General features: G+C 40.8%; 3 protein-coding genes and 1 pseudogene. All 4 read left to right on the top strand.

Features of this window, described 5'->3' with window-relative positions; translation table 11 throughout:
- Positions 1-16: 16 nt before the first annotated feature.
- Positions 17-496, top strand: coding sequence for an Hcp family type VI secretion system effector (locus tag CAG69_RS17865; protein WP_005375967.1), 480 nt, complete (start codon positions 17-19; stop codon positions 494-496).
- 48 nt (positions 497-544) lie between these two features.
- Positions 545-2,380 (top strand): type VI secretion system tip protein TssI/VgrG, encoded by a 1,836-nt coding sequence (tssI, locus tag CAG69_RS17870; protein ID WP_161445469.1) that lies wholly within the window; start codon positions 545-547, stop codon positions 2,378-2,380.
- 11 nt (positions 2,381-2,391) lie between these two features.
- Positions 2,392-2,682 (top strand): PAAR domain-containing protein, encoded by a 291-nt coding sequence (locus CAG69_RS17875; RefSeq protein WP_005375969.1) that lies wholly within the window; start codon positions 2,392-2,394, stop codon positions 2,680-2,682.
- A pseudogene (locus tag CAG69_RS17880) lies at positions 2,683-3,064 on the top strand (NAD/NADP transhydrogenase subunit beta); the annotation flags it as partial.

Consider the following 3,064-nt stretch of genomic DNA (forward strand, 5'->3'; position numbering starts at 1 on the left):
GCTATAGGAGATTAGCATGCAGTCTAATACGTATCTTAAATACGCAGATATTAAGGGTGAGGCAACTGCCGAGCAATATAAGGATTTGATTACACTACTATCTGTAGATTGGAGTGTAGGTCGTGAGATCTCATCATACACTGGTACAGCGATGGACCGTGAAGCGAGCGCTACTCGTCTATATGATTTGACTATCACTAAACTTCAAGACCGTTCTTCTCCTGACTTATTTAAAGAAGCGACAATTGGTAAAGGTAAACCTGCGGTTTTCCATATTACTAAGCAAGGTGAGAAAGTTGAAGAAATCATGAAGATCGAACTGACTGATGCGATGATTTCTAACTACTCAGTTTCTATCCAGGATGATCGTCCAGTTGAAACCATCACTATTTCTTACACTGAAATGATGATGACAGTGACTCCTACTGACGATAAAAACAACACTTCTGCGCCATTGGTATACGGCTACAGCGGTGTTAAAGGTCAACAAATGTAATTTTTATGCGGGGGAATATTCCCCCGCATTTTTTGAAAGAAGTATTTAATGAAAAGAGCAACTCAAGATAACAATTTCATCCGAATTTCCTCTCCATTCGGAAAAGATGCCATCATACTAAACTCATTTGAGTATAGAGAAGAGATCTCAGAACTTTTTTCATTGCGTGCTAAAGCTTACTTTAATGATCAACGAAGTGAGTTAAACGAAATAATTGGTAAAGAAGTAACAATTACCCTTGAAAATAGTGAGGATGTTTCTTCAAAACCTCGTTATATCCATGGTTATGTATCTGCTGCAAGATTAGAAGGGCAACGAGTTTCTAATACTCATAATGGTGAGAATTATAAAAATATAGAGTTATTAATAGAGCCTAAATTACGTTTCGCCGATTATAGAAAAAATTGCAGAATATTTCAGCATAAAGATATAAAAGAAATTATCTCCGAAGTACTCTCGGAGCATAGTGTCGCCTTTAGTTTTGAGTTAACTAAGTCGTACCCTAAATACACATACAAAGTGCAATATGAAGAGTCAGACCTTGAATTTGTCCGACGCTTATTGTCAGAAGAAGGGCTATCGTTCTGTTTCACACACACTAAGTCTGTCCACACGTTTAAGATTTTTGACGACATCAGTTTCTATAAGCCGGGTACAGAGTTTTTAGTCGATTTTGATACAGGTACGGCTAAGTCTAGCCATATTTCTTCTTGGCATGAAACCCAAGTTTTGACGACTAAAGCAAGCCAAAAGTCTGGCTATAACATGCTTAAGCCTTCGTCTAATCCTAAAAATACTGCCAAGGGTGAAAGTGATTTTTTTACCGTGCCTGAAAGCGAGTATTTTGAATACATGGGTGAAACGGAAAGTGATGATCAATACGCACTTAGAAACACGCACGCTATAGAAGCACTACAGCAAAACGCATATCTGTGCCGTGGCGAGGCAACGTGTCGAACGTTCAGTGTAGGAAAGTGCTTTAAGTTTAAAAAGCATGAAGATAAGTCTCGAGTCGGCAAAGAATACGTACTGTCCTCCGTTTTTTTATCTGCGGCTGTTTATAATCAGACTGGTCAAGGTGGCACTGCTGCGCAAGGTGTTAAAGTATCATTTAGTTGTGTTGACTCAAAAACAATCCTTCGCCCTTCAGTGAACTATCCGAAACCTCAGATGAAAGGTTTGCAAACCGCAGTGGTAACGGGAAACAAAGATGGCGAAATTTACATAGACAAACACGGCCGTATTAAAGTTCAGTTTCACTGGGATCGTGTTGGTAAATACGATGTAAACAGCTCATGTTGGATTCGTGTTGCGCAAAATATCGCGGGTAACGGATGGGGCTCGGTGTTTCATCCTAGAGTAGGACAAGAGGTCATCGTCGAGTTTGTCAATGGCGATCCTGACCAGCCAATTGTTACGGGGTCACTGTACAATGGTAGTCAACTCCCTCCCTACACGTTACCAGAGCAAAGCTCTCAAAGTGGTTATAAATCGCGTTCTGTACAAAAAGGCACATCTAATTTTAATGAGTTGCGCTTTGATGACAAACCCGGTGAAGAACACATCTATCTTCATGCCGAAAAACTTTTCCAAATGCTAGTTGAAGACTGTGTTGATATTGCCGTTGAAAACAGTAAAACCGAAAAAGTGACGAATGATGTCAATCAAGAGATTGGCAAGAATGCGACCTTGAAAGTAGGTAAAAACTTTTCTAATGAAACGGGTGAAGTGTTGTCTTTTAATGCAGGAAAGAGTATCGAGATCAAAGTCGGTGGCGCTTCGATTCAGATGTCTAGTTCCGGAGAAATCAACATCAAAGGCAATAAAATATCTATTAACGGCTCTGCTATCGCTCTTAAAGCTGGGCAAATTTCATTGAACTAAGGTGATTTAAAGTGGGTAAACCAGCCGCAATATTGGGCAGCTTTCATCTTTGTCCTAAAAAAACAGGAAAAATTCCTCATGTAGGTGGCCCCGTCGTAGTTGGCTCGCCAAACGTGACAATTGGCGGCATTCCAGCGGCTAGGCAGGGAGATAAGCTTATCTGTATAGGTCCTCCGGATAGCATCTCAGCAGGCTCTTCTAGCGTTACAATCAACGGTAAGCCAGCGGCAAGGGTCGGGGATTCAACGTCTCATGGTGGTAAAATTCTGTCTGGCATGCCTACGGTTTTAATCGGAGGCTAGATGCCACTCGCATTTCAAACTCATCTTCTTGCCATTAATGGCAGGCCATACACTGTTCGTGATATAGCTAACGAATGTTTTAGATTGCCCGCAGAAACACCAAGATCCTATCCTGATCAATCACTGTATGAGCAGATATTAAATCTTGTGCGCTCTAAGCGCGAGATACTGGAGCAAAGTGATATCAAAGGGAATATCTGTGTTCTTTTACCGTCTTCGGTAGATAGAAGCTTGCTTAAGGCATTGATAAACGAGTTTTCTCTTATCCTTGGTAACTCTGCCAATAGAGAAATTTATTTTTATCCTTATGGTCAAGCGGCGTTCTTGATGGCGCTAAATCGGATAAACCGTGAAGTTGATGAAACACAAGCCACTTGGATAC

This window comes from Vibrio sp. V43_P6S15P86 (genome assembly GCF_009904725.1).
GTDB lineage: Bacteria > Pseudomonadota > Gammaproteobacteria > Enterobacterales > Vibrionaceae > Vibrio > Vibrio diabolicus.